We start from the raw sequence: 24,595 nt of genomic DNA on the forward strand, positions 1-24,595 counted from the left end.
TACTCAACAGAATGAAGTTGGGGTGATAAGATTGACAGAAGTCAGGAACCCTTCTTTTTATTACATCTTCTATAACATAGATAAAACTGATTTGTTACCAGTATGAGCTATTTTCGCTGAAAATATGTTAAGGAATGAGTCTTGTCCCATGTACGCCAGAAAGAATTAAAGCTTCATAACAACTTCCAGGAAAATATCGCCTACCTGCGTCGGATCCTCCCATCACTGCTCAGTTCAGAGCCAAAGCCCCAAAATTTTCATTTTCACCACCTAATCTTTAATTAGATAATTAAAGATAATAAATGCTTAGATTGAAAATTTTTAGGTTTTATTATCTTGATATAAGTTGAAATACTAACCCCTTCTTTGATTCTTTTCTGAGCCTTCTTAAGCTTTCTATATAATACCATTCCATAAAACCAAAGATAGTAAAAACTGACCCCGACCGGCTCCCTCATCGCCGAAGCTCGGTTTCAGCCAGCACCAGATTTAAACCGGTCAGGTAACATCCGGGAGCATCAGTCCTGATTTTTATTTTTATTAGCATTTTTTACAGTAGCATAAAAATTTTGTGATTTCCTGTTTTGAATGGACTTGTGACTTGTGTAATCGATCTGACAACCAGCACCCTCGAAAGTGATGCTGTGCCTTTTCTGCAGTGATGGACCAACCATACTGAACTTGCTGGATTTTCCATTTTCTTTTTCGCGCATGATGTTTTTGTTTTTAATAGGTTTTTATTCTTAAGCGTAGTTGTTAACAGGCAAACCTACCTGAGATTGTTGCTAATATAGCGTCCATCTCCCTCCATTCACGATCAAGCCAACATACAGAATCTCTGTTCCCTAAATATCTTACTGTATAATTTTCTGAATTAATTAATAAGAGATAATACAACATATAATGTAATATTATAAACTTTAAGATGTTTTGTTTCGAGTAACAGCATAAACGATAACTGCCAGTACCACAAAAACCAGCGTTATCCTGTAGTCATCAACCTGTATCAACCCCAGCTGATATCCCCCCCAGCTAAACGGAAACAGCAAAAGCATTCCACCACTCACATGCTTAAGCAACAAATCAAGCATGTAATGAGTTGTGAACCCCAGAATTAACAGCAAAAATACAGTATACACCTCATAAAACAGCAGAGAAATCAAACCCGCAACAAGTAATGAGCCAGCAGGAGTATGCAGTGGAGCGATAAAATCCCATGCATGAACATCAATCAAATCAAAGATCAACCCTACCTTCACAGTATCTGGTACTAAGGAACCTACTATAACTATTGCCGTGTTTTCATTGCTAAATACCTTAAATCTAATCCCCAAAACTTTACATAAAATGTAAGCAAACAGAACGTGGGCTAACCAGTCAGGCATTTTTTCTTCTCCTAAATCTCTTTTGCCTGAAATCAAACCTCCAGTATTTGAAGAAAATGAAAACAACAATTGGTATAGCAATGACAGAACGAATAAAGATTGAATAGTAGGACCACTTTTTGTAGACTATGATCTTTTCCGGGATAATCTCGTCCTTCTGCAATAACCCTAGAACTTCAACCCTGTCTCCGTTCTCAACATCCAGGTCTGATAGGACTTTTACAGCCTTATTCTTGGGTCCATGCTCAATTAAAATATAAAATCCATCATAACTTTTATTGATAACGACTCCGTAGATAGAAACTTTTCCTTCAAAGCCTTCAATAATGTCTTCGTTGCCGGGATATTCTTTATGCAGCTCGTAGTATAGATAATAGTATGTGTTGAGCAACAGCAGAAGCGAAATGGTTACAGTGAATAAGATTAGCCTTTTCATATTACCATTCCTCAAAGATTTCATCTAAATCTCTTCTTAAATCAGTTTTCGGCTCAAATCCAAGCTTTCTGGCTTTTGATATATCTGCACATGACCTTCTTATATCTCCCGGTCTAGGCTTATCAAAAACCGGCCTACTGTTGATGCCAGCGATTTCCATGATAATTTCAGCAAGCTCCTGAATAGAAGTTTCCCTCCCAGTTCCAACATTATACGCTCCTCCATTTACTCCTTTTTTAACAGCTATCTCTATAAAATCGACTACGTCCCTAACGTGGATAAAATCTCTCGTCTGATTCCCATCCCCATAAATTACTGGAGGAAGTTTCTGCTTAACTCTTGAAATGAATTTGGCTATTACGCCAGAGTAGGGATTGCTTGGATCCATTCTCGCTGAGAAAACATTGAATGGTCTGATTGTGACAGTATGGATTCTGTCTGAGAAAACTCTACAGTAGTATTCACCAGTAAGCTTGCTAACTCCATAGGGAGAAATAGGATTCTTTGGATGTTCTTCATCAACTGGAACATACTGGGGATTTCCATAGACAGCGGCAGATGAGATATAAACGAATCTACTGACTTCAACGTCTGAACAGGCTTTTAAAAGGTTAATCGTAGAGATTATGTTGTTTCCAGCATCATAAACAGGATTACTCCAGCTGTTCTCAACAGAAACCTGAGCTGCCAAATGAACAACAGCATCCATATCCCTAACAACCTTTCTCACAAACTCGCAATTCCTTAAATCACCCTGCAAAACCAAATCTCTCAGATCCTTAATCGGACAACGCCTTAAATCAACTCCAATAGCATCACAATTATCTACAAACCTTTCCAGCACATATGAGCCGATTTGTCCTGATGCACCAGTAACGAGAATTTTCATAATTTACACCAACTTAAAACAACCTCAAGATGTTCATAATCTATCACTTATGCGGTGGATAGAACCAGTCCCAGGGCTTGTTGCAGCGGGGATCATCTTTTCTTCCGTTTATGACCCTAGGCACAACTGTGGGATCGTTCCAAGGTCTTCTGATTTCATCTGGGCTTTCGTGATCGTACAGTCTGTTAACGAAGTAAACAAGCATTGCTGGTTCACTTCCAACAGCTCTAAAGCCATGCCAGTAGTGGCCTGGCACCCTCACCACCTGCAGGTTTTCGCCTGTTGAAACTATTTCGTTAGGCTCCTGAGTTTCATCATCGTATGCACATATCTTGATGGCTCCCTTAATGCAGACGAAGTAATCAACCTGTCCCCTCTCATGTCTGTGCCATGCCCTTACAATGCCCGGGTAGGTGATGGAGAGGTTTGCCTGGACTACCTCATCCTGGAATACATTCCAGTCCTCACGCATTATCTCGGTGAAGAATCCTCTTTCATCTGCAAATCTTTTTAAAGGCTTGACTAGTATTCCTTCCATCACTTCATCACCGCTTAAATTCCTAAAGTTTCAATATCTCTTTTGTATCTTTATTAGGCCCGATAATGATTCCTATGTCTTTAACACCGGCCTCTATAACATCCTCAATGGCATAAAACAGCACAGGTTTATTCGCCACTGGAATTAACTGTTTTTGCTGAGAATATGTCAGAGGGCGAAGTCTTGTACCGTGTCCACCGGATAAGATAAGCGCTTTCATAAACCAACCTCCAGTTATTATATCCCTTTTAATTGCTCCATAATTTATAAAATTTTTCGTTCATTACATTCTGATATATTGAAATTATCCTTTCTGTTCGAAAAAATAACAATCTTTGTTTTAAAGAAATGATCAAGATCCTAATTCCTGGCTTTACAGGGATTTTACCAAGTAATCAAAATTAGGTAGATTCTACCACTGTTTAGATTGTTTGGTTCTTATTACTGCACAAATCCTGACAAGAACCAATCCACTGCCAGTACTTCCTTATCGGCTACCAGATAGATCAGCTTTGTATCTAAACACATAAACTGTAACCGTTAAACAAAGCATCCCCAAACAAGCAGCAAACCCCATGGCGAAGATAAAGGAATCCGCAAAGTGTCAAAAGGACGAAGCAGGAATGAAAATGCCAGCATAGACAAGCAAAACTTTGAAGTGGAAATCGCTATTTATCTATTTATTGGCCATATACTAGATGTAACTCCATTGTTTACCACCTCTCTCAACCAGACTCTTCTCTTGCTTTGCAATAACAATCCATTAAAAACCAGAAAGATAGTAAGAACTGTCCTGGAATCCCCTCATCGCCGAAGCTCGGTTTCAGCCAGCACAGGTTTAAACTGGTCAGGTAACATCCACCAGTCCTGATTTTTATTTTTATTAGCATTTTTTACAATAGCATAAAAATTTTGTGATTCTTTTTGAATGAACTTGAGACTTGTGTAATCGATCTGACAACCAGCTGAAAGTAAAGCTGTGCCTTTTCTGCAGTGATGGATCAACCATACTGAATCTCCTGAACTTGCTGGATTTTCCATTTTCTTTTTGCGTATGGTGCTCTTTTTTAATAGGTTTTGATTTTCAAGCGTAAGTTGTTGACAGGCAAACTTACCTGAGATAATATATCAACAGCCAACATACAGAATCTCTTCCCCCCAAATGTCTTACTGCCGTTTCTGGTTGCAGCACGAACAACAACTGCCAGCACCACTAGCAGCCATCCTGCAATCATCACTCTGTACCACCCCCACGATTCCTCCCAGCTAAACGGAAACAGCAAAGGTATTCCACTGCTCACATGCTTTAGCAACAAATCAAGCATGTAATGAGTGGTAAAACCAAACACCAGCAGAAAACACCGTGAGATCATAAAACAGCAGAGAAATCAAATCTTGTTTCTAAAAAATAGAATCTTCCATTTTTGACTAATTCTTTTAATCCTGTGCAAGCATCTCTCGCTTTGCTCACAGAGACTCGTTTGCTTCTTCTAAATATTCTTTGAAGTGAACAAGCCCTTTCACAGTCCCAATCTGTTCCATCAGGACATCAATACGATCCAGTATCCCCGGGATTAAGATCCTGAGAGAGTTATCCATGGAAAGCTGGTTTTTGAGCTCTTGGATTATTATCTCAAAATCCAATCCAGCTTCAACAAGCATCACTAAATCCTCAACATCCCTCACTCTTTCAATTGAAGTTATGGTTTTAAACAAGAAGATGTCTTCTTTTGAAACAAGATATATCTCAAAAAGCTCGTGAGATGAGAATTCTCCTGGAACCTCAGCCCTCGCAACCATACCTTCGGATAAATACAGCTTGTTGAGAATCCTCTCCACGAAAACATCGAGACTAAATTTTTCCACTGGATGTTCATATCTGGCTGTCATTCCCAGGTCGTATTCCCATTGAGACCTATACACTCTCCTGTAGATTGGGAGTCGTGGTACCGGAGTTTCTAAAAGACTTTGCAGAAGGGTGAACTGTTCTCTGCCTAACACCACAATGTCAATGTCCTTTGTTGCACTCTTCAGTCCTCTAAGAGCCAGATTCCCGCCACCAATCAGGTAAGCTCTCAGGGGCTCAGCACCAAGTAGCTTCGCCTTCTCTTCCAGCAGGTGGAGTTCGGACACAATCCTTTCTCTAGTTACTTTGTCCATATCTCTTCACCAAAATATGCCCTGAAAGTTTCCTCAACTTCTTTTATGGATGGGTAGGGGTACCTTCCAGCCTCTTTACCCTCCAGAAGTCCCAGTAAATTCTTTACACTTACATCATATTTTTTACCCAGCTCAAAAAGCTTCCTTTCGCTTATTTTGTCCCTGTGCGCTAACAGGAGAACCGCTGAGTATAAAATTGTCCTTGGACTGAAATCAATGAGCAGTGCATGCGTTACTATGTTCTCCAAAGAAAGCTCCTTCACTTTCTCAGAATAATAGTAGTGGTATTGTCCAGTTCCAATAAGATCCAATCCAAAATCGCCAAACCTTTCGACTCCAGTCAGATGAAAGTTTCCAGCCTTTTTTCCCCTATATTCTCTTGTCGACAAAATAAACTCTCCAACTCCACCCCACACTACAGCAGAATCCTGAGAAAACTCTCTCGCTTTGATAGAATTTTGCAAATCACAGAATTCCTTAGCAAACTCATGAAATAATCTGTACCTCTCTATTAAGAAGTATTTTCTCTCTTTCTTTCTTTTCCCAAGTATGCCATAACTGGAGAGCCTGTCAACTATGTGGTAAAATGTGCTCCTAGAGAGATTGCTTCTTAAACAAATCTCATGAGCACCCAAAGGAGCTTTGAGGACGGCAAGAAGTGCAAGAGTTTTCCCGCTTAAAATTACCTCAAGAGGCATGTGGCTAAATTTATGGGTTAATCTCCTGAATAACTCTGCTGGCTTTGCATCACTTGGTGATACTCGTTTATGCTTTCCTTTTTTTCCTGTCTTCACCAAACCTTTCCTTTCAAGAGATGTAACTAGGGTGGAAGCTCTGTAAATGGATATGTCTAACTCCTTGGCTAACTGAGATATGGTTCTTTCTCTGCTGAGCTTTAAAAGTAATGTAACCTCCATTCTTGACAGCATAATTTCACTGTCCAAAAATTGGCAAGTAAAATATATAGTACTTTTGGTTTTTTAGACATCTGCTCAAGCTGAAAGGTATACTACAACTCCACCATGTTAGCGAGTATTAAGTATGTGGTGGGTGGTAAAACAAACATTTGTTCAATGCCAGCTTCCGGCACTTCGTTTACAGTATTGCTTTGCACAAACACTTAAACTGTAACCGTCTAACGGGTTTCAGTAAACCCTGTAACCCTGTGTAAAAATATTGTAAAAATATTTATAAATTCAATATCCACCAGCAAAAAGCAACATACCCACAAAAACCATGGCAAAAATAAAATGATTAATAATAAACTACCCAATTATGAAATTTGTATTTATACTTTTGACATTAAATGTCGTAGTATCATATTATTAAAGTTCGACCAATAAATTTTTTTACTCTTTGTTCCCTTCAAATTCCAGGGTGGGGGATTCCTATGCACAAGGAAGAACTTGTATTTCTGCACTTAACGCTGTTTCACATGAAGAGGTTCTTTGAAGAGGCAGGAATCGCAAACGGACATTTTGCATCATATGATAAGCTTGGCATTCAGCCTGTGCACATCCATAAAAGCAAGGCTGAGCACAAAAAAGCAATTCTGACACTCTGCAAAGGCATAACAGACATTTTTAAAGAATCTCAGCCGGAAGATGTCGTTAAAAACCCACGAGTGAGAGAGATGTTAGAGGTCGTCTGTAGTGTTGCACAGCATTAGATACGCATCCTCTCCGTCTCTGTAGTAGCTCGGGATTACATCGATAATCTTAAATCCCTTTTTTTTATACAATTTTTGTGCCCTCTCGTTTGAAACCCTGACCTCAAGATAAACTGATTTCTTCCCTCTTTCCCTACACCTTACCAGTGCCTTATCTAACAGTATTGTACCTATCCCCATTCCCCTGAACTCCCTCTTCACGGCAAACGAGATTATTTTCGCTGATGAATCCATGTCCATTACCGCAATATACCCAACAACCCTCCCGCCTATATCTGCCACGAGCAGATCGTCACTGTGAGAGATGTAAACGAACAGATCGTATGACGGGTTAGCTGGCTGAAAAGCTTCTTTCTCTATTTCAAGCATATCCTTCACATCTCTGCTAGTGTAACTCCTTATCACAACCGAAAGCACAGTAATATATAGCACAGAGAAGATATTTAACTATATGGTCTTCGATGGGCTCACAGCCTTCATCTCCAAAAACTACAGCGGGAAGGTGGTTGAGGTTTGCTGCGGGAACAGGTTTGATGTTGCACTTGAGCTTTCAAAAAGAGGTTTCAACATAGTCTGCGTGGATGTGAAAAGATTTGAACCGCCAGAGGGGGTTTCATTCGAGTGTGATGATATAAGAAATCCAAGAATCGAGATCTATGAAAACTCAAGTCTGATATACTCGATAAGACCGCCTTATGAACTGTATAAACACATAATCAGACTCTCCGACAGAGTTATGGCTGACTGCATAATAAAGCCACTGTATGGAGAGCATCCTGAGGGGTTGGAGCTTGTAAACCACCTGGGCGATTACTTTTACTTAAGGCAGTTGAAATCATTTGAGTAGAGAGAATCAACCAAAAAGAATCAATCAAAAATTCTGCCGATCAGCCATTCCGAACTGAACTTCTCCAGATCATCGTAACTCTGTCCAGTCCCAACAAACAGCACGGGTTTGCCGGTTATGTAGCTTATGGATATAGCCGTTCCACCCTTTGGATCCGCATCCAGCTTTGTCAGAATGCTACCATCAATCCCCACGGCATCGTTGAACATCCTCGCTCTCTCTATCGCATCATTTCCGGCAAGGCTCTCATCGACGAATATCGTCAGTGCCGGTTTTGTAACCCTCTTTATCTTGCCAAGCTGATCTATGAGGTTCTTTTTCGTGTGCATCCTCCCTGCGGTATCTGAGAGGACTATGTCTATACCCTTGGCTTCAGCATGCTTTATCGCATCGAATATCACCGCTGCCGGATCGGCTCCAGTTTTGTGCTTTATTATCTTCACACCCAGATTCTTGGCATGCTCCTCCAGCTGTTCGATCGCTCCAGCCCTGAATGTGTCCCCGGCTGCCACCACAACCGAGTAGCCCTGACTCGTAAGCCTCTTCGCTATTTTCGCTATTGTGGTTGTCTTCCCAGTACCATTAACTCCAACAAATAGTATGTTCGCTGGCTTATCCACATTCCTTACGAATTCATCAAAATCGAATCTGTTCCTGTCGAGTATATCCTTCAAAATGGATTTGAGCTCATCTATAACGATATCCGAAAGCTTCTGACCTATTTTCTTTCTCCTTCCAACAAGGCTGTCCTTCAACTTCTGGGTAATCTCATCAACAACATCAAATGCAACATCACTCTCGAGCAGAATCATTTCGAGCTCGGATAGGATTCCCTCAAGCTTGCCCTCATCAATAATTACCTCTCTCTCAAAAACTACAGCCTTGATCTTATCTTTTAAGCTGACCTTCTCCTTTTTAGCCTCCTTTTCAACTTCTTTTCTCTTCTCCTCTACCACTTCAGCCTCAACTTTAGGCTCAGGCTTGGCCTCTCTGGCCTCAACCTGCCTAACCTCTTCCCGGGCTTCCTCCTCATCTACTTTCTTTCTAAAAATTTTCAGCTTTTCCTTGAGCTTTTTGAACATACCTGAACTACTCCTTCAACTGGCTTGATAGTTCAGCAATTTCCTTCTGCAACTGCCTTGCCTGAGAATAAACGCCCTCAAGAAGCTGAATATACCTGTCCTTTCCTTTCTGAATTGACTCCTTTCTCTTCTTAAGTATATCCAGAACCTCACTCACTTCTCTCTCGATTACCGCTCCAGCACCAACATCAACAAGCATCTTCTTCGAGTTCTTGATGTCAACATACGCAAACACTCCAGAACCAAGGTTGATCAGGGCATCAACATCGTCCTCCACTTTCTCAAAGTACTCGAGGGTCTCTATAGTTCTATCAATCTCAGCCTGAACAACATCAACCTCAAATATTTTCCTCTGGATTTCCTCCGCCTCACTCTGGAGTTGCTGCAGCAATGCCAGCTTCTGCTGGGCTTCCTGAGCTATTCTCTCCTCATCCTTGTCCATCAGCCTCACCCACTACATCTAAAAAATTAATTTTCTTCAATCTTTCTGAGTTCCTCTATCTTTATAAGGTTTCTCTTAACCTTATGGTTGCTCCCGATCAAAGACAGAACCTTTTCTCTTGCAAAATTCTCGTTATGAGCCTCAACAACCTTTCTGAACTTCGTCCAGATCTCACCATTCCTGAACTTCCCGCTCACCTCAAACATCATCACAACCACCCCTTAAACATCTAAATAAAGCCAAGAGCCTCCTCAACCACTCCAAGCTCGAATCCGGTTGTGTCTCTGCCGGCTATATATCCCTTCGTATTCGCCACCACTCCTGTCCCCACCATATCGCTTCCAAAGTTTATCGTCCCCTTCTCCACGGGTACCTTCAGAATATCAGAGAGCCTCTTCATCTCCCACTCGGTTGAGTTCGGATTCACGAGCGCTCCCTTGTTCGTCACACAAGCTGACATGCCAACTGTCTTTATACCGCCTATCGTGCCCACCAGAATCTTTATTCCAAAAAAGTCTGATATCTCCTCAATCAACGCCCTGTCCAGTTCAGGGTGGACAATAGCTCCATAATCGTTGATGAGGATGTTGTTCCCCAGGCAGGTCATGTTCGTGTCCACAACCCTGACATCAATGTACCTGCTGATCTTTTCTATTTCCTTCTGCCTGACATGCCGGCATACCACTGCTCCTGTGGAGTTCATGGCCACCATCGCTCCAACCAGCTCAGATCCTGCGATTGTTGTTCTGATAGCCTTTACCTCAAGCTCCTCTTCAACGATTTGGATTACCTTCTCATCCCTAACCCCGACAACGGCGTAATCCTCTGAGGCCCTGATATAGAGTCCCACAAGTGGAACGCCCTGAATCGAAAGCAGTTCAGACATCTGCTATCAAAAATTAATCTGCGAGTTCAACCTCAACTATTCCATCATCGAACTTTACAGCCCTTATTCTGATCCTCGCCGGTGGCTTCTGAATACCCCTCTCCCATATCTTCTCGTTCAGCCTCGTATCGAACTTGATGTTGTCCGGCTCTGCTTTCATGTGCCTGCTGAGGAACTTCCTGAGGAACTTCATTGCCTTCTTCGCCCTGAGCCATCTTGGATATGGTTTAAGCTTCTGCCTGAGCCTTACAGAATAAACCCGTTCAAGAACTATCTTGGTCATTTCACATCACACCTTCAATTTTTTGCGTCTCCAGTGTCTCCTTTTCGGGCTGGAAAATACCCTCCTCTTCGTTTTCAAGGTTACCCACAAAGGTGCTCTCCTATTCTGCCTGTAAAACTTTGCAAGCCTGAACTTAACACCTACTGTCTTCTTTCCCATTAAAACACCCCACTTTATTTTCTGATAATTTTTGTCTCCCTCTTCTTGGGCAGAGCCCTTTTCAGAATTTCTACGAGCATTTCATCTGTTATCTTCTGCCTCAACCTTCCAGTTTGAGCGAGAGCTATGAGCTGGTTCTCTATTGACTCGGATATTTCAGGATGAGCGAGCTTGATTCTTGCAAGCCTTTCACGGGCTTCGGGCTCAAGTATCGCCCTCAATATTGCCTTCTTCTGAGCCTGAATCTCACTCTGAAGCTCCTGCTGTCTCCTGAGTTCCTCAAGCTCCCTTTCCCTCTGTGCCTGAAGTTCCGCGAGCTTCCGCCTTCTTATCTCTTCAAGTTCATCCATCAAAACCCCCCCGGAGATCAGTACTTCTCCAGAGCGGGTATCTTCTCAACGAGCTTCTCTTTGAGTTCATTTGCAGATTTATCAAGGAAAGATCTGCCCTTGGGTGTAACGATCCTTCCTCCATCAACCTTTTCAACAAACCCCGCCTTTTCAAGCTGCTGAAGTGCTTTCCTTACGATTGAACCGCTGCCCTTTGCGAATCTCGGTGGCTTTGAGCCTCTTCTCTTCCTTCCCCCAAATACAGTCCTCAGTCTCTGAATACCAACCGGTCCATCGGTATAGACCCTTCTGAATATGGCTGCAGTCCTTAAGTACCACCAATTTGGCTGTTCCGGAGACCTCTGCTTGTGAACTCCTGTTTTAACGAAGTTTGCCCACTCTGGGGGTTTAAACTCCTCCATCTCCTCGAGCTTCTTTGCGACATACTCGATCAGTTCATTAGCTGGAACATCATATACAGTCGTCATCTTAACCCTCCTGATTTTATTTTACGAAGGTTAGCACCATACCTCTTAGGCTAACGAGTCTGCCATTAATATTTTTCTCTACCTCTCTTGCGAGTTCCTTCCTGTCCCTGCCTGTGCTTTCTCTGAAACTCCTGAGTAGCTTGACCTTAACCACTCCCCGCTTCTCAAGCTGGAAATTGATTTCCTTTATCACATTCTCCGTCAAACCGTTTTTCCCAATGTTTATCGTTGATATTCTCTCTGGCAGACTTTTCCTCATATTACCCCTTCTTCAAACTTCATCCTGAATCGAGTGAACTACCCCTTGCTCACACAAGGAGCTTCCTGCTTCCTCCACCGAACTTACCATCATTGGTAGCTCTTTCAGCCGACCTAGGCAGAGGTTCGGTGTCCACAGGCGTAACTTCGGGCTGTCCCAGCCCTAGGCTACCTTGCGGTAGCGAAAGGAAGTATAAAAGAGAGGATATAAATAGCTTGCGGGCTCTCATCCCCTCCCTTTCGAGGCTGTCCGACAATTACTGAGAATAATAATTCATCCCGTTTATTTTTAAATTGCAGGCCTGAGCGACCTCCTTTTTCACACAAATTTGAATTGCTGGACAGCCTCTTTCGGAAGAGGACTTCCTGCCCGCATTTGTTAAAAAGTTTTGTGTTGTATGAGGCATAAGATTTTTCCCAGCTGAATGTTCTGGAAACATTGTGAGCCTCGAGATGCGAGTGAATGAGTCTGTGAGTTGAAACATCAGAGTGTTTTTGACATGAAACGATGAAATTAGTTTTCTTTAATCTTTTCGATATCTTCAATTTTGCCCGGGGCAAACTCAAATTGCTTGTTTGGGTTTATTTTAACACCCAAGGAGCTCTGAAAAACATCCTGCGTTCTCATCTGAGCCATAAATTTTGCACTGAAACCATCCAGGACTGTAACTAGAGGTGTATGTGATATAACGCTAAGTACATCTTGATAAACTGCTTTTCTAATTTCTTCCTTAACAAGTTCCTCATCAACTGCATTGCTCTCCTCGAACTTCCTGAGAATCTTTACAGAAAGGACGGATAGGAAAGCAGAAATCAGGAAAAGAAAGTCATATCCTGCAAGATGAATTGCTGGTATCTGGAGAAATCCAATTGTGGATTCAATATCTATTTTAATACCAAAGTTTAGATATAGCAGGCCTGATGCTATGATACCTCCTGTAAGAGATCCGAGAGCTCCAAACAAAGATGATGCTACATTATTTGCTGCATAGTAAGATGCTGAATTTCCCTTTGGAGTTATTTTTGCGATCATGTTCATAACCGCAATGGGAGGGATGTTGGAGTAGAACCCATCTATGATGTAAATCAGGACCAGGATCATCGGTGTTAGTGGATGCCTTTCTGGCATTGTTGTAAATGTAAACAGAAGTGCTGCGAGAGAGAAAGATGAAAAAGATAAAATCGTTAGAGGTTTGTTACCGAACATGTCCATCATTTTACCGGAGATTCTCAAGAAATAAGTTGAGCTAAGCTGACTCACTGATGCGAGGGTTATTACAACCCATAAGGGATAATTCAGTACGGATATTATGTAAACTGAAAAGAAAGGAGTGGACATCCCTGATGCAAACCTCCAGAGGGATAGAGAGGATGTCAGTCTAACAAAGTTAATGTTCTTGAAGGGTTCTCTCAGATTTCTCTTGCCTTTCGTCTCAACATCAACATCATCAATTCCAGTTATAAAATACAGACTTACAGCTCCAGCCAAAAATGCTGTCATGAAGAGCAGAATGAACGCTGGAGATCCGAGGTAGTTAAATAAGACTGCAAAGGATAAAACCGCGAATAGTGCGATGAACTTTCCATTCGCAATTCTCTTTGAATATATCTTACCCCTCATGTTGTCCGGGATTAAATCTCTCATCCAAGAGCTCCATGGCAGGCTCGAAGCTTCTTTAAAGACTGTATATGCTGTGAAAAGTATTACTACAAGCGAAACCGAGTTATCAAAATCAATTGCAAGAGCTATAGCAATCAGCAAAAGGGAAATCCTTGAAAGGAGGTTATAGATTAAACATATCTTTTTTCTACTGTATTTTTCTGCAATGTAAACCGAAGGAATTTGAACGAGTTGGGAGAGATACGGAATTCCTGCAACAAATCCTATTAATAAAGGACTTGCTTTCATCAGTGCCAGATACGAGGATATAATCGGTACAGTAACCAGTGAGAACATTATCTGAGACGCTAATCCATCCCTCAGCAGATTTTTCAAGCTACGATCAATTTCAGGCTCTTCATTTTCCATATGGTGGTCACGAACACTGTGAAATAATTGTCCAGCATATAAACTTATCGGTAAGCAAGTGATGGGTGCTCTCAGTAAAGATTTGTATGTTAAATTAATTAAATTATAATATTTATACTAAAAAAGCTATTTAAAGAATGCTTGGCTACGGGCTTCAGAAGGGAGAAGAAGCTTAAGCTCATGTGTTTTGAGAGAGTCCTCAAATACTGTGAGAACAAGCCAGAAGTTTGTGGATATGAGGCACTTGGGCTTCACAAAGACTAGATACAGACATGAAACTTGGTTGAGGAATTGCGTAGAGAGATTCTTTTCCAGGCTTAAGGATAGCAAGATTCTGGAACAGATTTCCTTAGTTCTTGATTAGTTTCAGAGATTGAGAGCTTTATTGTGTGTCCCCTTATACCAATTAAGCTTTAACTGATGCTATAGCACCAAAATTTTAATACTTAAGATTCATCGATAAGAGTAATGCTCGAATCGGAAATTTGGGTGGAAAAATACAGGCCTAAAACGCTCGATGAGGTTGTTGGTCAGCATGCCATTGTTCAAAGGCTTAAGGGTTATGTTGAAAAGAGGAACATACCTCATTTACTCTTCGCCGGACCTCCCGGTACAGGAAAGACCGCTTCAGCAATAGCCCTGACAAGAGACCTGTTCGGAGAGAACTGGAGAGATAATTTCATAGAGATGAATGCATCGGTTTCTAAGAGTACACCTGTTACGGTCAGAGTTAATGGTGCTGTTGAAAGGTTAACTTTCGAAGATCTAGACAGGATGTACTTTAACGGCTGTGGCGATGATGTCGAGTACGCAGATGCCGGAGATCTGGAAGTTCTTACTGTTGATGAAAAATACAGGGTCAGATGGGCGAGAGTATCCAAAATAATAAGACACAAAGCCAGAAAGATTCTCAGAGTTCGTGTAGAAGGTGGTGGAGTAATTGAACTGACTGGAAATCACGCAGTTATGTTGCTTGACAAAAACGGTAGCCTCGTCGCAAAGAAGGCAAGCGAAATAAAAGAAGGGGATTTCTTCATATCTTTCGTGTCAAAACTTGGTGGGTCTCTTAATAAGCTGTCATTTTCTGACTACCTGCCCCGATCCGTAACTTCGAGAGTTAGGGTTATAGATGAGCTGGAGGTTAACGAGCTTGTTTCATGGTCTTTCGGTGCTTACGCTGCGGAAGGAGCGGTAAGCATCAGAGGTGACACTTCAGGGCAGGTAGTATATACGTTTGGAAGCAATGAACTTGAACAGATTGGCAGGATAAAGGAGTTTTCGGAATCTCTTGGACTAAAAATATACGAAACATACACTTCGTCGGGCTTTGATAGGAGCAAGTACTCGGCGAAACAGATCAAAGTTCTGAGCACGCAGCTTGCTAAGTTTGTTAGAGATAACTTTTACGATGGCTACGGTTTTAAGGCTAAAAACAAGAGAATTCCGGGATTTGTTTATGAATTGCCGTTTGAAGCGAAGATGGCATTTCTAAGAGGGTTGGCTGACGGCGATGGCTATGGTGAATGGGCAAATATTGTGAGGATTTCCTCAGCGTCGAAAGATTTGCTGATAGATGTGGCATGGCTTTCCAGAATGACGGGTATAGAAAGCTCTATTTTCGATAGAGAGGTTAGATTAATCTGGAAAGGTGGCATGGGTTATCAGAAATCTGAGTTGTTGCCAGCGGAGATATTCGTGAATTTCTTTGAAAGAATAAGCGATAAAATCGAAGGTAACTGGCGCTACGAAATGAGGCATCAGCTATACGAAAACAGGAAAACAGTTTCAAAGCAAACACTGAAGAAAATTCTGGACATGGTGGATGTAGAAAGTTTGACTGAGAAGGAAAAAGAAGTCTTGAAAAACTTGAGAAACCTCGTTAATTCAGATTTACACGTTCTCAGGGTCAGGGAGATAGAGGCTGTGGATTACAACGACTTCGTATACGATGTCTCAGTGCCCGGTAACGAAATGTTCTTTGCTGGAAATGTACCGGTACTTCTACACAATTCAGACGAGAGGGGTATTGATGTTGTTAGACACAAGATAAAGGAGTTCGCTAGAACGGCTCCAATTGGAGATGCTCCGTTCAAGATAATATTTCTGGATGAGGCTGATGCCCTTACTGCTGATGCACAGGCTGCTTTGAGAAGAACGATGGAGATGTACTCAAAGATATGCAGGTTCATTCTAAGCTGCAACTATGTTAGCAGAATTATCGAGCCAATACAGAGCAGATGTGCTGTCTTCAAGTTCAGGCCGATATCGGAGGAGGCAATGAAGAAGAAGCTCCTCGAGATCTGTGAGAAGGAGAATGTTGAGATAACCGAAGATGGTTTGCAGGCTCTGATATATGTCTCAGGAGGAGACTTCAGGAAGGCCATAAACGCCCTTCAGGGAGCTGCGACTTTCGGAGAAAAAATTGATGCTGAGGTCATATTCCAGATCACGGCAACCGCCAGACCTGAGGAAGTGAAGGATTTGCTTGAGCTGGCTTTATCAGGAAACTTTCTGGAGGCAAGAGAGAAGCTCGAACACCTGCTCATAGAGTACGGCATGTCTGGAGAGGATGTCGTGAACCAGCTTTTCAAAGAGATCATATCCTCCAGCCTTGATGAAAGGCTGAAAGTCGTTCTGATCGATAAGCTTGGAGAGATTGATTTCAGATTGACTGAGGGATCCAATGAGAGAATCCAGCTCGATGCATACCTTGCATTCCTATCAACCATAGCGAAAAGGAAAAAGGAAAAAGTTGAAAAGGAGTGAGTTGATATCCCGGCCATGGATTTTGAGAACATCGAGTTTGTTGTTGATGATGGTGTAGCGAGAATAATCCTCAACAGGCCAAAAGAACACAATCCCCTGAGTCTGAAGACTGCTAAGGAGCTTGCTGATGCACTCAAACTGTGCGAACGGGATGATATCAAGGTTATCATAATATGCGGCAGAGGGTCAAGCTTCTGCGCCGGACTTAATGTCAAGGAAACGCTTGAGAACCTCGAACAGATAAGGGACAGAAAGAACTTCCAGGATCTTGGAGATGTCTTCAACTTTGGGATTATCAAGAAGATGAGGGATCTGCCGAAGCCAATAATTGTGCTGACGAAAGGCTTTACCTTTGGAGCCGGATTAAGCATAGTTCTTGCTGCAGATTACGCAATAGCATCCGAAGACACGATATTCTTCAGCGGATTTATCAGACTGGGATTAAGCCCGGACATCGGAACATCATACTTCATGCCAAGGCATGTGGGGATAAAGAGGGCTTTTGAACTCATGTGCCTTGGAGAGACCTTCTCAGCCAGGAAGGCTTACGAATGCGGGATCGTCAACGAGGTTGTTAAGCCAGATGAGCTTGAATCCAGAGGAGATGTGATTGCAAAGAAATTCCTCAAGGCCCCAAAAGATGCCGTGGCGAGGATAAAGCAGCTTTTGAACATAGCCTTCGATAACCCGCTTGAAGAGCATCTCAGAATAGAGATGGAGCATACATATCAGACAATGCTATCCGATGACTTCGAGGAGGGTTTGAGGGCGGTTATCGAGAGAAGGGAGCCGAGATTCAGGTAGCTTTTTGACTCACTTTTTGGCTCAACCATTCAGGGCAAGCTCCGCAGCCATAAACCCGCTGAGCAGCGATGTCGGAAAACCTCCGAAGAGCGGGATGGAAAAGGAATAGAGTCCTGCAACATACAAACCAGGAATGTCTGTTTCAACCAGACATCTCGGATAAGCGTCGCTCCAGTCCCATCCTGCTACCGAGCCCCTGTATCTGCCACCCCAGACCTCATAGGTTATCGGGGTGGAGGAATCAACTATTTTAATTTTATCGATATTGACAGCTTTTACAACCTCAACCAGCTCTTCTGAAACCTGCTTTTTGAATTCATTGTACTCCTCTTTTGATTCAAATTTGAACTCATCATAGTCCATTGCCGCACGGATCATCACCGATCCCGGGCAGAACTCGTCGCTAAGGTTGTGTAAAAAAGTGATCTCAATTTCCTTATCGTAAAATCTGTTTTCTGACAGGTTGTTCGATTCATCAAGGGAGGGATAGTACAGTATGTGGTCCGAGTCAGCCTTCATATCTGTCAGACAGTACACTGTGAGCGTTGAACCTCCTGGCTTCAAGTCCTCCAGGCTTTTAACCCTCACATCCAGAATCTCCGACAGCTTTAAGGGATCCATGCACGAAATGAGCTTATCGGCAAAATAAACACCTCTGCTGGTTTCTATTCTGAATTTGTCTCCCGATTCGATGCTTCTTACTGCAGTATTTTTAACGATTTTAGCTTTCAAATCAGCAGCCATGCCATCAATTATTCCTTTAAATCCTATTTCCGGATACCAGATCCCTTTGTCGATTATGTTCCACATCAGAATGCATGATGCAAGGGACTGCTCTGAGTCCTTAGGGCCTAAAGCAGATAGTATGTTCAGCAGGATTTCGTTATCTATGTATTCAGAGAAGAACTCTTTTGCTGAAGGTGTTTTTTCTAAATCTGGCTCAAAGTTTGCTGGTCTGAGAGAGTTCAGTACCCCATTCCCGATCCTGTCAAAATCGATCTCAAAAAATCTGCCCCTCCAGAAGAACCTGTTGCTCAACAGACCAATAGCCCTCCTTATGTCCTCAATCGCCCTCTCGACATCCTGATGTGGAAACAGCCTTTTAAGCTCCCTCTCCACAACATCAAGGCTGTCAATTCTGAAATCGATCTCTCCAGCCTTTATCCTGTAGCTCTTTCTGCGGAATCTGGTATATACCGAAAACCTTGACAGCAGAGACCTCACAAGCTCCGGATACGAAAAACCCAGTGGGCCTGTTAGAAACATACAGCCTTCCCTTTTAAAGGAGTAGGATGTTCCTCCTGCTCTATGCAACTTTTCAATCAAAATTGATTTACCTAACAGCGAGGATGCAGCCAGCCCGGAAATTCCAGCACCTATGACTGCAACATCGAATTCTCCCATTCTCATAACCATTTTAGCTCCCATACCCTCTCTTCAGGAACTCCCTTATATTCTCGGATTCGAGCCAGCCTTCATCCAGAGCGGAGATTATTTCCAAAATCCTATCAACCTGTTCTTTTATCAGCTTTTTGGCTCTCTCATCGCTTATCATCGTATCCGCAATTCCGGAAATCCCGAAGAGTGGATTCCTTATCTTGTCAACCAGAATTGCAAACTTCTCAATATTATCATTTATCTGCTCAAAAGCCCTCTGCCTCATTTCAGACAGGATTGCTTCATGCAGTGCCACTGCAAGCTGCGCTGAAATATCCACTATAAACTCCATCTTTTCATCAAAGGCTTTTCTTCTCTTAGATGCCAGAAACAGCACACCAACAGGTTCATCCTTCGCCATTAGGGGCATGCAGAGGTATGATGTCAGACCAGCTCTCAGAAGCTGTTTTTCAAGTTCCGAAAACTCATTTAGCTCGAGCAAATCATCGACTCTGGTCTTCTCGATGCGTACCATCTTTAGGATTTTATCAATTTCATCAGATTTGATATTCGAGCTTGTCGCTACAGCTTCAAGCCCATCTTCCCTGTATGCGAGGATGGCTACAACATCACACCTTACAAAATCTCTGATACTCTCAACCACTGGTTTTAAACTCTCGTTCAGGGGTTTTCTGGCAAGTATGCCTTTGTCGAGCTCGTGAAGGATTTTCAATCGCCTGACATATGCTTTCTCTTTCTCCTCCATCAGTTTCTTTTCGGTTATATCCCTTATAATGCTGAGGATCATATCGGGCTTGCCATCCACCTCTATAAGGTTTAACAAAATCTCGAGCCACTTTATTTCGCCATCGACCCTCACTTTTAACTCCATCTCTGATTTTTTCTCACTGATTCCTCTGTAAAATCGCTCCATAAAATACGGCAGGTCTTCCTCATCGATTATACCAATTTCAGTGAACTTTCTGCCAGTTATTTCCTCCCGGCGAGTATTGAGGATCTTCAATGCTGATTCGTTGCAGTCTATGATCCTTGCGTCCATATCCATTATAATGATCCCGTCCATTGAACTCTCGAAGATCAGCTTGTACCTCATCTCACTTTCTTTTATGACCTTCTCAGCCTCCCTCATCTCAGTCATGTCAATCAGAGAGATTAAGCTCATGTTAGGATTCATCATTGAGATTATAAGCAGGACATGCTTAACCCTCCCTTTAGCATCGATGAGCTTCACCTCATAGCTTTTTGGAGCAAGCTTCGGATCTATTCTTCTGAGTTTATGATAGCGTAGTATCTTTTCCCTATCTTCTTTGGCTGTGAACTCGATCCAGCTTTTACCTAAAAGGCGTTCTTTCGGTAGAGCGAAAAGCTTTTCGGCAATTCTGTTTGCGTAGCTTATCGTGGTATCTTCTTTCACGATAATCATTGCAGTTCCCGTGCTTTCAATAATTGTTCTCTGCAGTTCATCCACTCTCTTTTTTTCCAGAATCTGTTGCATGTTAACTGCAAAGAATTTCGTAAGCTCTGCATCGGCTTTTGTGTAATTGGAGCTTTTATTAGCAAGACCTATCATAAATCCAGTATTATTCTTGAAAACTGGGACGGCAAGGAAATTGTTAATCGGAACATGCCCTTTCGGAAGTCTGAATTCACCTTGATTTATTATCAATGTCTTTCCTTCTTTTATTGCCTCAGCCCACAAACTCCCCTTGCTGACCTGAAAATGAATTTCATTCCGCCTGCATTCCGCCATGACATCCCTCGACCATACGAGAGCTCTGAAGTCATCGGCACCGAACTCTCCGAAAAACCCATACTTGCTATCAGTCAGCTTCACAACCTCATTCAAAGCCTCGTGCAGCAGTGTGTTCGTATCAACCTCCATTGTCGATAGCTTTAATAAAAACTGCATCGCCTTGTTTACTCTCTCGGCATTCTCTCTAGCCCTGTGGTCAGCAATCGCAAAAGCCAGGTTTTCTGCAAGCTCCTTCAGCAGATTTACCTCATCTTCATCAAAAACATCCTTCTCTCCAGCATAGATGTTCAGGACCCCAAATACTTCATCTTTGTACACGAGTGGAAGAGATACTGCCGAACCATACCTCGTATCCCTTAAGATGGGCTTCTTGGTTTTTATCGCTGCTGAATCTGCAGTTCCTTCCAAATCCCTCTGACCTTCATCTTCATTCCATGACAAGTCAGGGAGTTCAACATCCCCCTCGCCAGCTTTTGCAACGGGTTTTATATCATCTGGCGTCACATATCCTATCCAAGCAAACCTGTAGCCTCCTTCATCAACAATAATCTGACATGCTTTGTTCAGCAATTCGTTTTCCCTTTCACAGTGGATTATTGCACCGTTCACCCTGCAAAGAACTCTTAACGCCCTTTTCATCCTTCGCTTGGCTATTTCGAGCTTCCTTCTTTCGGTAATATCCCTCACAATTTTGGCAAATCCCATCAGATTACCGTTACTGTCTCTCAAAGAGACAGTAACTATTTCCGCAAGAAATCTGGAGCCGTCTTTTCTCAGCATGACCCCTTCTTTAACATACATTCCCTCTCTGAGCGCAATCTTCAATTCATCATCTGGCTCACCACTTTCAACATCCTCCTTGCTGAAAAGGATTGAAAAATGAGTGCCAACCACATCTTCAGCCCTGTACCCCATAAGTTTCTCTGCAGACTTATTCCAAGAAATGATCTTCCCGTTAGCATCCAGAAAGAATATGGCATAATCCTGAAGGTTGTCCAACAACGAGTCCTCACAACTTTCGAATAAATCTTTTGAACCAGGATTATTATCCATACTTAAAATTAACAATATAGTTCTTTAACCTTTTGCTGTTGAGTTTCGTTTCAATTTCTTCATTCCAATTTCGAATTGGTGAATATACAACCACACAATTATACAATCACATCATTCTTCTTTCAACATACCTTCCCCTCTCCTCGATCTCCGCAGCCCTCTTCAGAACCTCCTCAGCCTTTTCGTATTCCCTATATCCTGAAATAAATGCTTCCTTCAGATCAATCCAGTTTTCGAAGTACGCCTTCAGAGACTCAAAGTAGATATGAACGTCCACACCCTTGGGCTCTATCCTGTCATCGTAAAAAGATAGTCCAAAATCTATGAAGTAAACCCTGCCATCTTTGTAAATCAAATTCATAGGCGTTATGTCGCCATGTATTATCCCCTTTCTGTGGAGCTTTGCCGTGAGTCTTCCAACCTCCCTACTCAGTTCCTCGTTCATTATCTCCTTCAAGGGTGTGCCTTTGATTCTCTCCATAATGATTGTATAACCATCAACATCGAGGACTATCGGTGTTGGTACACCACACCTTCTCGCCGAGGCGATTATATTCACCTCGGTTTTTACTCTACTCTTTCTCAGGATGCTGTCCAGCTTCTCAATTCGATATCTCTTTCTTCTTCTGATCTTGTGAACCACATCCTCAAAAATCCTTACTTCTGCCTCTCCGCCAAGATAGACGATCATGCTACCATGAAACCTCCACATCCTCTATTCTGAAGTTGGGCTTTACTGTTGACTCCTCGATGGATGTCCTGTATCCACTACGATACATCAGCAATCCGAGATGGGCTATCATGGCACCATTGTCGCCCATCAGATGTTTTGGTGGAGCATAAAAACTCGCATTCCTGTCCTCGCACATAACCCTCAGCATCTCCTGCAACCTGCTGTTGGCTCCCACACCACCAACGAGCAGAAGCTCATCCTTGTCCAGATACGCCATGGCTCTCTCGGAAACCTCAGCCAGCATCGCAAAGGCAGTTTCCTGAAAGCTGAAGGCTATATCCTCCATCCTTCTACCAGTATCGAACAGTTTCTGGGCTGATGTCACCATCCCGCTGAAGGAGAAGTCCATGCCCTTGACGACATAGGGCAACTCGTAGTATTCTTTCCCCTTTCTGGCAAGCTCTTCGATCTTGGGGCCCCCAGGGTGCTTCAACCCCATATATCTCGCAAGCTTATCGAGGGCGTTGCCCAGTCCAATATCGAGCGTTTCTCCGAACACCCTGTATCTGCTTCCCCGCTTGGCAATTATCTGCGAATTCCCCCCGCTGACATAAAGCGCAATGGGATCTTCAGCCCCAGTTTTCCACCGTCCAACCTCAACATGAGCTAAGCAGTGATTAACACCCACAAGCGGTTTTTTAAGCCTTAAAGCAAGAACTCTTGCCGCAGTGGCAACGATCCTCAGGCAAGGCCCCATACCCGGACCCTGAGAGAATGAGATAACATCAATCTCTTCCGGATTTATTTTCGAGAATACTCTATTTAAAAGGTTACCTATCTTCTCTGAATGGTGTAACGCTGCCTCCCTCGGGTGTATTCCCCCCTCTTTTGGAACATAGGGATCGCTTTCGAGGAGTATTACATCCTCCTCATCAACAACACCTATGCTCAAACTCCACGCGGTACCTTCTATCCCGAGAGAGATCATTTCTTAAAATTAAAAATTATTTCTTGAATTCAGTATATCCGCACTTCCCACAGGAGAGTCTGTCCTTGTGTTCCGCGAGAAATACGCCCTCTCCACATCTCGGGCAGAACTTCCTCTTCCTGATTAGCTTCTCGCCCTTTATCTCATAGAACTTTGAGACTGTCATAAAATCCCTCCTTAACTTCCCTCTTCCGACTCAGATTCGCTTTCAAAATTCCTCGCGATTATGTGCTTTGGCTCGGTCTTTTTCAGATCCTCAACGCTGTTATAGATCTTGACATAGCAGATCGCTTCACCATGCCCGAACTGTGGCTTTATGTAGCTTACAACTATCTTCTCCAGTTCGGTATTGAAAAGTCCTGCAACCTTCTCCCTGATCTCATTCCTAGATGGTGTTGGACTGTTCTGATACTTAACCCTGAGGTATATCTCCTTCCTGTTAAGCAATGGGTTTATGTTCTCCCTTTCAACCTCAACTTCCATCAACTCACCTCCATTAGCCTGATCCTTCCCCCATAACCAAATCCATTACCAGATCTCCATCCTCAAGTTTCTCCATCCTTTGCAGTATGTCAGGTATAATATTTTTTTTCTCTTCGCTGATGACCACCGCAACGATTCCCTCCCTCGGCTGACCATAAAGCAAAAGGGAGTTTAGCGGCAGCATGTAAACCAGCGGCAAAACTGCCAAATCCTCCTCCCCCTCAACCACAATCAGAACCTTTTTTGGAAGCAGACTGACTGCCTCGATTAACTTCTCAACCAGATCAAGAGTTATGTAAGCCTGGGGGTTCACGACATCAAGCCGTACGTACCCCTCAGTCTTGCTCTCGATAAAGCTGATAACCTCTTCATCGATTTCATTTCTTATTGTCTTGAAATCAATTACCACAATATCCGGATTGTAGCCAGCCTTGAATATGTAATATGTGACGAGGTCACCAACACATATCAGCGGACTGTACTTTCCAAGCTCCTCGATCTTCTCTACCGTATCCTCGCCCTTGCCTGTATAAAGCCTTCCATGTGGTTTAGCGAGGTAATCTCTCAGACTATCCGGGAGTTTGAGTCCCTTTACTGCCATCCCAATCAGTCAACCTTTATCGCGTACTTGCCGGGTATCTTTACACCGAGCTTCTCTGCAATCTGGCTTTTTTCAGGGTCGATTATGACAACATATCCGTACCATTCCTTGGTTAGATCGGAGCTTCCGCAATTCTTGCAGACCACAGACTCGTGGCTTATGTACTTGCACTTCTTACACGCGTAATCTACCATTA

The 24,595-nt window shown here is 42.7% G+C and carries 33 protein-coding genes and 1 pseudogene; 5 read left to right on the forward strand and 29 right to left on the reverse strand.

Going from position 1 to position 24,595, the window contains the following annotated elements:
• Positions 1 to 518: 518 nt before the first annotated feature.
• The 10 genes and pseudogenes from ASULF_RS00275 to ASULF_RS00320 all read right to left on the reverse strand — a co-directional run bounded on the left by ASULF_RS00275 (position 519) and on the right by ASULF_RS00320 (position 6,337).
• The gene (locus tag ASULF_RS00275) at positions 519 to 713 is read right to left on the reverse strand and encodes a hypothetical protein (protein WP_048098059.1); all 195 of its coding nucleotides are present in this window, start codon (positions 711 to 713) and stop codon (positions 519 to 521) included.
• Between the two features lie 207 nt (positions 714 to 920).
• A complete protein-coding gene (locus ASULF_RS00280) occupies positions 921 to 1,385 on the reverse strand; it encodes a metal-dependent hydrolase (RefSeq protein ID WP_015589691.1) in 465 nt (154 codons plus the stop codon).
• A complete protein-coding gene (locus tag ASULF_RS00285) occupies positions 1,378 to 1,821 on the reverse strand; it encodes a hypothetical protein (RefSeq protein WP_015589692.1) in 444 nt (147 codons plus the stop codon). Before ASULF_RS00285 ends, ASULF_RS00280 begins: the two co-directional genes overlap by 8 nt.
• A 1-nt stretch (position 1,822) precedes the next feature.
• Positions 1,823 to 2,710 (reverse strand): NAD-dependent epimerase/dehydratase family protein, encoded by an 888-nt coding sequence (locus ASULF_RS00290; protein ID WP_015589693.1) that lies wholly within the window; start codon positions 2,708 to 2,710, stop codon positions 1,823 to 1,825.
• Positions 2,711 to 2,753: 43 nt separating this feature from the next.
• Positions 2,754 to 3,251: a polysaccharide biosynthesis C-terminal domain-containing protein gene (locus tag ASULF_RS00295; RefSeq protein ID WP_048098060.1), complete on the reverse strand. Its 498-nt coding sequence runs from the start codon at positions 3,249 to 3,251 to the stop codon at positions 2,754 to 2,756.
• A 43-nt stretch (positions 3,252 to 3,294) separates the two neighbouring features.
• A pseudogene (locus tag ASULF_RS00300) lies at positions 3,295 to 3,468 on the reverse strand (sugar phosphate nucleotidyltransferase); the annotation flags it as partial.
• 584 nt (positions 3,469 to 4,052) lie between these two features.
• Positions 4,053 to 4,289: a hypothetical protein gene (locus ASULF_RS00305; RefSeq protein ID WP_048098061.1), complete on the reverse strand. Its 237-nt coding sequence runs from the start codon at positions 4,287 to 4,289 to the stop codon at positions 4,053 to 4,055.
• 26 nt (positions 4,290 to 4,315) lie between these two features.
• Complete coding sequence (locus tag ASULF_RS12375) at positions 4,316 to 4,621, reverse strand: metal-dependent hydrolase (protein ID WP_048098062.1); 306 nt, start codon at positions 4,619 to 4,621, stop codon at positions 4,316 to 4,318.
• 94 nt (positions 4,622 to 4,715) lie between these two features.
• Positions 4,716 to 5,408: a hypothetical protein gene (locus ASULF_RS00315; protein WP_015589697.1), complete on the reverse strand. Its 693-nt coding sequence runs from the start codon at positions 5,406 to 5,408 to the stop codon at positions 4,716 to 4,718.
• A complete protein-coding gene (locus ASULF_RS00320) occupies positions 5,396 to 6,337 on the reverse strand; it encodes a MarR family transcriptional regulator (protein WP_015589698.1) in 942 nt (313 codons plus the stop codon). Before ASULF_RS00320 ends, ASULF_RS00315 begins: the two co-directional genes overlap by 13 nt.
• A 461-nt stretch (positions 6,338 to 6,798) precedes the next feature.
• On the opposite strand from ASULF_RS00320, the gene ASULF_RS00325 reads away from it, so the two are divergent.
• Positions 6,799 to 7,077: a UPF0058 family protein gene (locus ASULF_RS00325; RefSeq protein ID WP_015589699.1), complete on the forward strand. Its 279-nt coding sequence runs from the start codon at positions 6,799 to 6,801 to the stop codon at positions 7,075 to 7,077.
• Here ASULF_RS00325 and rimI read toward each other — a convergent pair.
• Entirely contained in the window at positions 7,045 to 7,494 is a 450-nt protein-coding gene (rimI, locus tag ASULF_RS00330) for a ribosomal protein S18-alanine N-acetyltransferase (protein ID WP_144060458.1), read from the reverse strand. The two genes, ASULF_RS00325 and rimI, sit on opposite strands and share 33 nt — an antisense overlap.
• A 34-nt stretch (positions 7,495 to 7,528) precedes the next feature.
• Here rimI and ASULF_RS00335 point away from each other — a divergent pair, with 34 nt between their 5' ends.
• On the forward strand, positions 7,529 to 7,924 hold the full coding sequence (locus tag ASULF_RS00335) for a UPF0146 family protein (RefSeq protein ID WP_015589701.1): 396 nt from the start codon (positions 7,529 to 7,531) through the stop codon (positions 7,922 to 7,924).
• Between the two features lie 20 nt (positions 7,925 to 7,944).
• Here the strand turns inward: ASULF_RS00335 and ftsY are convergent, their stop codons facing one another.
• From ftsY to ASULF_RS00390, 10 genes are all read right to left on the reverse strand, one after another.
• The gene (gene ftsY / locus ASULF_RS00340; protein WP_015589702.1) at positions 7,945 to 9,006 is read right to left on the reverse strand and encodes a signal recognition particle-docking protein FtsY; all 1,062 of its coding nucleotides are present in this window, start codon (positions 9,004 to 9,006) and stop codon (positions 7,945 to 7,947) included.
• A gap of 7 nt (positions 9,007 to 9,013) precedes the next feature.
• Positions 9,014 to 9,448 carry a prefoldin subunit alpha gene (pfdA, locus tag ASULF_RS00345; RefSeq protein ID WP_015589703.1) on the reverse strand — a complete coding sequence of 145 codons (435 nt, stop codon included), beginning with the start codon at positions 9,446 to 9,448 and terminating at the stop codon, positions 9,014 to 9,016.
• Between the two features lie 26 nt (positions 9,449 to 9,474).
• On the reverse strand, positions 9,475 to 9,657 hold the full coding sequence (gene rpl18a / locus ASULF_RS00350; protein WP_015589704.1) for a 50S ribosomal protein L18Ae: 183 nt from the start codon (positions 9,655 to 9,657) through the stop codon (positions 9,475 to 9,477).
• Between the two features lie 20 nt (positions 9,658 to 9,677).
• Complete coding sequence (locus ASULF_RS00355) at positions 9,678 to 10,334, reverse strand: translation initiation factor IF-6 (RefSeq protein WP_015589705.1); 657 nt, start codon at positions 10,332 to 10,334, stop codon at positions 9,678 to 9,680.
• A 13-nt stretch (positions 10,335 to 10,347) separates the two neighbouring features.
• The gene (locus ASULF_RS00360; RefSeq protein ID WP_015589706.1) at positions 10,348 to 10,617 is read right to left on the reverse strand and encodes a 50S ribosomal protein L31e; all 270 of its coding nucleotides are present in this window, start codon (positions 10,615 to 10,617) and stop codon (positions 10,348 to 10,350) included.
• A 6-nt stretch (positions 10,618 to 10,623) separates the two neighbouring features.
• The gene (locus ASULF_RS00365; protein ID WP_015589707.1) at positions 10,624 to 10,776 is read right to left on the reverse strand and encodes a 50S ribosomal protein L39e; all 153 of its coding nucleotides are present in this window, start codon (positions 10,774 to 10,776) and stop codon (positions 10,624 to 10,626) included.
• A gap of 14 nt (positions 10,777 to 10,790) precedes the next feature.
• Positions 10,791 to 11,126 carry a DNA-binding protein gene (locus ASULF_RS00370; RefSeq protein ID WP_015589708.1) on the reverse strand — a complete coding sequence of 112 codons (336 nt, stop codon included), beginning with the start codon at positions 11,124 to 11,126 and terminating at the stop codon, positions 10,791 to 10,793.
• Positions 11,127 to 11,143: 17 nt separating this feature from the next.
• Entirely contained in the window at positions 11,144 to 11,593 is a 450-nt protein-coding gene (locus tag ASULF_RS00375; protein ID WP_015589709.1) for a 30S ribosomal protein S19e, read from the reverse strand.
• A 16-nt stretch (positions 11,594 to 11,609) separates the two neighbouring features.
• Entirely contained in the window at positions 11,610 to 11,852 is a 243-nt protein-coding gene (locus ASULF_RS00380) for a YhbY family RNA-binding protein (protein ID WP_015589710.1), read from the reverse strand.
• Positions 11,853 to 12,365: 513 nt separating this feature from the next.
• Entirely contained in the window at positions 12,366 to 13,880 is a 1,515-nt protein-coding gene (locus tag ASULF_RS00390; protein ID WP_015589711.1) for an MFS transporter, read from the reverse strand.
• Between the two features lie 141 nt (positions 13,881 to 14,021).
• Here ASULF_RS00390 and ASULF_RS12260 point away from each other — a divergent pair, with 141 nt between their 5' ends.
• From ASULF_RS12260 to ASULF_RS00400, 3 genes are all read left to right on the forward strand, one after another.
• Entirely contained in the window at positions 14,022 to 14,144 is a 123-nt protein-coding gene (locus tag ASULF_RS12260; RefSeq protein ID WP_269077383.1) for a hypothetical protein, read from the forward strand.
• Between the two features lie 204 nt (positions 14,145 to 14,348).
• Positions 14,349 to 16,646, forward strand: coding sequence for a replication factor C small subunit (locus ASULF_RS00395; RefSeq protein ID WP_015589712.1), 2,298 nt, complete (start codon positions 14,349 to 14,351; stop codon positions 16,644 to 16,646).
• Between the two features lie 15 nt (positions 16,647 to 16,661).
• Positions 16,662 to 17,450: an enoyl-CoA hydratase/isomerase family protein gene (locus tag ASULF_RS00400; protein WP_015589713.1), complete on the forward strand. Its 789-nt coding sequence runs from the start codon at positions 16,662 to 16,664 to the stop codon at positions 17,448 to 17,450.
• A gap of 21 nt (positions 17,451 to 17,471) precedes the next feature.
• On the opposite strand, the gene ASULF_RS00405 is transcribed toward ASULF_RS00400, so the two are convergent.
• From ASULF_RS00405 to spt4, 8 genes are all read right to left on the reverse strand, one after another.
• Entirely contained in the window at positions 17,472 to 18,878 is a 1,407-nt protein-coding gene (locus ASULF_RS00405) for a phytoene desaturase family protein (protein ID WP_015589714.1), read from the reverse strand.
• Positions 18,868 to 21,654, reverse strand: a complete 2,787-nt coding sequence (locus tag ASULF_RS00410) for a PAS domain S-box protein (RefSeq protein WP_015589715.1) — start codon at positions 21,652 to 21,654, stop codon at positions 18,868 to 18,870. Before ASULF_RS00410 ends, ASULF_RS00405 begins: the two co-directional genes overlap by 11 nt.
• A 106-nt stretch (positions 21,655 to 21,760) precedes the next feature.
• A complete protein-coding gene (locus tag ASULF_RS00415; protein ID WP_015589716.1) occupies positions 21,761 to 22,345 on the reverse strand; it encodes a Kae1-associated kinase Bud32 in 585 nt (194 codons plus the stop codon).
• A gap of 1 nt (position 22,346) precedes the next feature.
• Positions 22,347 to 23,315 (reverse strand): bifunctional N(6)-L-threonylcarbamoyladenine synthase/serine/threonine protein kinase, encoded by a 969-nt coding sequence (locus tag ASULF_RS00420; RefSeq protein ID WP_015589717.1) that lies wholly within the window; start codon positions 23,313 to 23,315, stop codon positions 22,347 to 22,349.
• Between the two features lie 16 nt (positions 23,316 to 23,331).
• Complete coding sequence (locus ASULF_RS00425; protein ID WP_015589718.1) at positions 23,332 to 23,481, reverse strand: 30S ribosomal protein S27ae; 150 nt, start codon at positions 23,479 to 23,481, stop codon at positions 23,332 to 23,334.
• An 11-nt stretch (positions 23,482 to 23,492) separates the two neighbouring features.
• Positions 23,493 to 23,798: a 30S ribosomal protein S24e gene (locus ASULF_RS00430; RefSeq protein WP_015589719.1), complete on the reverse strand. Its 306-nt coding sequence runs from the start codon at positions 23,796 to 23,798 to the stop codon at positions 23,493 to 23,495.
• 13 nt (positions 23,799 to 23,811) lie between these two features.
• Positions 23,812 to 24,399: a GTP-dependent dephospho-CoA kinase family protein gene (locus ASULF_RS00435; protein ID WP_015589720.1), complete on the reverse strand. Its 588-nt coding sequence runs from the start codon at positions 24,397 to 24,399 to the stop codon at positions 23,812 to 23,814.
• Between the two features lie 5 nt (positions 24,400 to 24,404).
• Positions 24,405 to 24,593, reverse strand: coding sequence for a transcription elongation factor subunit Spt4 (gene spt4 / locus ASULF_RS00440; RefSeq protein ID WP_015589721.1), 189 nt, complete (start codon positions 24,591 to 24,593; stop codon positions 24,405 to 24,407).
• Between the last annotated feature and the right edge of the window lie 2 nt (positions 24,594 to 24,595).

The organism is Archaeoglobus sulfaticallidus PM70-1 (assembly GCF_000385565.1).
Classification (GTDB): Archaea; Halobacteriota; Archaeoglobi; order Archaeoglobales; family Archaeoglobaceae; genus Archaeoglobus_A; species Archaeoglobus_A sulfaticallidus.